General features: G+C 51.0%; 3 protein-coding genes. All 3 read left to right on the forward strand.

Features of this window, described 5'->3' with window-relative positions:
• Positions 1 to 183 precede the first annotated feature (183 nt).
• The 3 genes from AO268_RS31220 to AO268_RS31230 are packed head-to-tail and all read left to right on the forward strand — an operon-like array spanning position 184 to position 4927.
• Complete coding sequence (locus AO268_RS31220) at positions 184 to 2067, forward strand: tetratricopeptide repeat protein (RefSeq protein ID WP_099170825.1); 1884 nt, start codon at positions 184 to 186, stop codon at positions 2065 to 2067.
• Positions 2068 to 2075: 8 nt separating this feature from the next.
• Positions 2076 to 2429 (forward strand): hypothetical protein, encoded by a 354-nt coding sequence (locus tag AO268_RS31225; protein ID WP_076965116.1) that lies wholly within the window; start codon positions 2076 to 2078, stop codon positions 2427 to 2429.
• Entirely contained in the window at positions 2426 to 4927 is a 2502-nt protein-coding gene (locus AO268_RS31230) for an Hsp70 family protein (protein WP_076965117.1), read from the forward strand. The genes AO268_RS31225 and AO268_RS31230 overlap by 4 nt, the downstream gene beginning before the upstream one ends.
• The last annotated feature ends 264 nt before the right edge of the window (positions 4928 to 5191 follow it).

A 5191-nucleotide genomic window follows, 5' to 3' on the forward strand; every position in this document is an offset into this window, starting at 1 on the left:
CTCGTCGAATTGATTGTTTTTTGATCATTTGGCGAGTTTAAAAGTTGCGCTAGGTGGTATGCCGGGGAAATACATGGCTACTTCAGACCATCCCTAGGCAGGAAAGAGGCTGCCCTAGAAGCTCTCAAGGAAACCAACGACAAAGTCCCATACTTTGCCCAAGCGTGGGCAAAACGGGGCAGCTTGGAGCTTGATCTGGGGGCTCCTGAGGAAGCAGCAAGCTCGTTCGAGACTGCACTTAACTGTGACAATGAGGAGATTGAGGCGCTACGAGGGCTTGCTCATATCTACGGACAGAACAATGACACTGAGAAGCGAGCGGAAGAAATTCTAGTACTCACCAAGCTCGATGAACTTGAGAGTCTCAGTCCATGGCACCTGAATCGATTAGGCATCCTACATTTCCTCAACAACCATGGCTTTGATGCCATCAAATACTGGTCGCGCAACGCGCACCAAAGCGATGACACCGCATCGCTTTTCAACCTGGGCCTCGCCTACAACTTGGATGACGTGTCCCAAGACGTTGATGCCGTTGACTGTTGGCGCTTGGTCATGCGCAAAGACGAGTCTAACGAAAAGGCGCCAAACCGCATCCTGTCTGTCAAGGCTCCACTTTTGGATTTGGCTCGCAAGGTTCAATCGTCCCGAAAGTCACTCTGCCAGGCGGAAGATCAGTGGTACTCGATCTACATCAACCCTTTCCAGCTCCTGAATTGCCCGAAAGACTTCGATTTCGGTGATCTTGAACCCAAGGTTGTCCAAAAATGGAAAAAGACGTTACTTCAGGAAATTGAGCTTGAGGAGGGAAAACTACATTGGATGCCTGGGCTAACTGTCGATCGTTCAAAGGCGATTGAGTTAGCGGAAAAGCTGTCCGACATAGAGGTCGCCTCCCATCACTGGGAAGTATATAAGTGCAAACCTCTTCTGGAGTTTTTGTCAAAAGGCGATATCAACCATTTCCTTCTGGACGAAGAGTGGTCGCCCCTCGATTTTATCGAGCGAGTGAGTGTTTCCGAAGCGCTCAGGGAGTGGTTAAGCGATCCATTTTCAGCACAGTACGACCGCATTTTTAATAAGGCCGTTGCAGCCCGGGATGTGCCCGTCATTGAAGCATTGCTCGATGGCCGTCGCTGGGTCATGCCCTCCTATGCCGATCGCTGCTTTGAAAACGCATTACGAGAAGCGGACTCCATATTGATCCCGCTACGGGAGCTCAAGAATCGGGCAGAGGCTATTAAAGTAACGGTCAAACAGATCGATGAGGTTCTGGAGACGCACAAAATCATCAGCATCCTGAATCTGCTGCCGCCCTACTTCCGCAACTTGCAAAATGAAGCGGTAGGTTTGGTCAGAAGCATTGCCATTGATGCGCACAACGTCCATGAAGACTCGGAACTTTCTTTGGCGATTATTGAGAAAAGTAAAGAGTTTTCCTTCAAGTCCATTGAGCTCACACAGCGTTTGAAAGAAGACTTCGAAGCCATCTCGGAGATGATCAAAAAGCAACGAGAGCACGAGTCTCACTTGACCTTCGGGAATGCTCGCCACTGGAAAATTACGAAGGAAGGCGTTTCCGATAACGGTGACCTGTGCCCAGCGAATGAGATCCGAGCCTTACGCTGGGGAATAATGGTCGAGCAAAATGGCTCACATAACTATCTATTCGCCGCTAAGCGGCGGACTGGAAAGGAGTACATGCTTACATGGACATCTTCCGACCGCGACAAACAGGATGAGCTGTTCGAAAAGCTCGTCAATGCCGCGTTTCACTACATCATTCCCGACGTGATGGAAAACCTCCTCGGCGAGCTAAAACGTGGCGGAACCCTGACAGTTGGTCCGATCCAGATCACACAAAATGGCATGAGCTTCGAATCAAAATGGCTGATTTTCACCAGCCAAAATCAAGTGCCTTGGAGTGGGATAGATGTCGTGCTTCAGAATGGCTCAGCCATAGTAGTAGATAAAATCAGAGGAAAGAAGTCTCTCCCTATCAGCTTACGTGACGTTCCAAACGCCATGTTGCTCCGATTATTTCCAATGTCATTCAACTGCGATTAAGGATAGTCATGTCCATTCCCCCGCCAATTGAAATACCACGCTGGACGCTTGTCGTACTGAACAGCCTTTATGAAATAGAACGCAAGCTGGAAGTTCACGGCGACCCTGGACACGCTAAACGCAACGTTGACCGAATCAAGGAGGAATTCGAACAGCAGTCCTTGATTATCGAGGATCCGCTGGGACAGCCCTTCAAAGAGACACGCACGGACCTCGAAGCCACCATTGTCGGAGCAGGCATTGAGAATCTGGTAGTCACTGAGGTCATCAAGCCTGTGATTAGGCTGGTAAATGGCCCGGTTTCACGGGTTGTGCAAAAAGGGATCGTTGTAGTACAGAGCAAGGAGGAGGTATCACAATGACAAAGATGATCAATTTCGGGATTGACCTGGGAACCAGCAACTCGCTGATCGCTAAATTTGACAAAGGGTCAGTCGAGGTATTCAAGAATCCCAACGGCTTCAAGGAAACACTCCCGTCGATCGTAGGCTTCCGAAATGACCGGATCATGGTAGGTGACCAGGCTCGCACGTATGCCGAAAAGGACCCGAAGAGCGTTGCCAGCCGCTTCAAGCGAAAGATGGGCACTACAGAAACCATCAAGATTCAGTCACTGAATGCATCCAAGACTCCGATCGAGCTTTCTGCTTTTGTTCTCAAGGAGCTAAAGGGATTTGTACATTCCGGCGAAGCAGTCGAAGCTGCGGTAATCACCATACCCGCCTCATTTGATACGGTGCAGTCAAACGCCACCAAGGACGCAGGAATATCAGCCGGCTTCAAGCACGTTGTCCTGCTACAAGAGCCGATTGCAGCTAGTTTGGCGTATGCGAACAAGGAAAAGAGCGACGACCTTCGGAACAGCCAATGGATTGTTTATGACCTGGGCGGCGGTACCTTTGACGTAGCATTGGTCAAGATTGTCGAAGGGGAGTTAACGGTGGTTGATCACGAAGGTGATAACTATTTAGGTGGATCTGACTTTGACTCGATGATCGTTGAGAGGATCCTTGTTCCGGAGATCAACCGCCGCGGAAAGTTCGAAGACCTTCTTGCTCAAATGAAAAGCGAAAAAGGCAAATACAACAAGCTTTGGACTGTCTTGCTGCACAAGGCGGAGGAAGCCAAGATCGAATTGAGCACCAAGGCATCGGCGGAAATCGATCTGGGCATGATTCGTGACCTCGTGGATGACGAGGGCAATGCCATTGACACCATCCTGAATATCACTCGCTCTGAATTCGAAAATGTCATCAAGGACGCAGTGGATGGCACTGTCGATATGATGAAAAAAATTCTGACGCGCAACTCCCTGCAATCGAGTGATCTCAAGTTCATCTTGATGGTGGGTGGCTCGACCTACAGCCCCTACGTTCGCAAGCGCGTCGAGGAGATGATGAACATCCCGGTCAATACATCGATTGATCCGACCAGCGCGATTACCATCGGAGCTGCTTACTTTGCGGGCAGCAAGGAATTCAAGCAGGAAGGCGCTGCGCCGAAAGCCCAGACGAACTCACAAATCAAGTTTCGTGCTGTTTACAACCGCAACTCTCAGGAAAGCGAAGAAACCTTTACCGCCAAGGTTGAAGGAAATACCGCCGGTCTGTTCTATAGAATCTCAAATGACGACGGCTCCTTTGACAGTGGTCTGAAGCCCCTCACGACCCGTATCGCTGAAGATCTTCCGCTGCGCGAAGGATCCTTCAATCTATTCACCTTCAAGATCCTTGACGGCCAGAACAACATCATCGATGTTGGCTTTGATTCGATCCAGATTGCACAGGGGCGCTACAGCGTCGCCGGTCAGATGCTTCCAGAAGATATTTGCCTAGTTAAGGACGATCGTTCTACCAAGGACACACGACTCGACCTTGTTTTTGCTAAGAACTGCGTACTACCTACCAAAGGGAAGCGCACCGTTGAGATCGCCAAGACCATCGTCAAAGGCTCTCGCGACGCCATCACCATCATGGTCGTTGAAGGACCATCCGAAAAACATTCATCGACCAATAAGCCGATTGGAATATTGGCTATCACCGGTGAGCAAATTAACCGTGACCTTCTTCGCGGCACAGAGGTGGATCTGACCTTCGAAATGTCGGAGTCACGAGATTTGACGGTGTCCGCCTACCTTAACGGTACGGGACAGGAGTTCTCTCAGGTCTTCAAGGGCCAGGCCCGCCACGTCGATACCCGCCTGTTGGCCACCGAGGTGCTTCAGCTCGAAACGAAGATCCAGACAGAGATTGAGGACGCTCAGGCGAACCACAACCATGATGGCGCAGCTAAGTTGGAGAAACTGAATGACGAACTCCAGTCGCTTATCGTTGAGAGCGCATCGCTTTCTAGCGATGACGTGACCGACGATCGCTTCAAGCTCGAAGACAAGAAGTGCAAGATTGCTCAAGGGATTTTTGAGCTGACAGCATCCAAGCGGATCGATGCTGCAAAAGCAAACTATCTCCAGGTCAAGTCCGATACGGCCTCCATGGTTCAAGAGTCGGGCAACGATCGCGAGCGGCATCAGCTGAAGGAAATCCTGGCCCGAGAGGAGTTGCATATCCACTCAACCAACCCAGAGCGTATCGACGCTGCGACGAGCGAATTGCAGCGACTTCACTTCCAAATCCTAGCTCGCCAGCCCGACTTCCTAGTTGGTATGTTCCAGCACCTGGAAGAGATACGGCCGACCATGAACGATCAAGCGCAGGCCAAGCAACTTATCGACCATGGACGCCGGCTGGTTGCGACCAAGAACTGGGACGATTTGCGTGATGTAAATGGTCAATTGTGGATGCTTGTTCCCGATACCGAGCGCGCAGAGGAAGACGTGCGACTCTATACCGGTATCGTTTAAGCAACGCCGTTTGCGGCGGGTCTTCACCGGCCCGTCGCTCCACCACGAAGCACTATAAGCCCTCTTGCCTTCGCCCGTTCCGGGCTGCGCGCCCAGGCGAAGCGCTTAGCGTACGATTTATTCCGTCTTCTCTATCGTCCCCAAGTTGGAATGTAAGCGGCCGGCGAACACACCGTATGCGTCCGGCCAACACACCTTCCTGACCCCGACGCCAAAGGCGATGGTGTCCACCTAATTTAAGTGGACACCATTTCTAGCCTTTTA

This window comes from Pseudomonas sp. ICMP 8385 (genome assembly GCF_002699915.1).
Taxonomy (GTDB): domain Bacteria; phylum Pseudomonadota; class Gammaproteobacteria; order Pseudomonadales; family Pseudomonadaceae; genus Aquipseudomonas; species Aquipseudomonas gessardii.

Coding starts and splice junctions, on each gene's coding strand:
- AO268_RS31225 (WP_076965116.1), top strand. CDS start 2,076: ATGTCCATTCCCCCGCCAATTGAAATACCACGCTGGACGCTTGTCGTA.
- AO268_RS31230 (WP_076965117.1), top strand. CDS start 2,426: ATGACAAAGATGATCAATTTCGGGATTGACCTGGGAACCAGCAACTCG.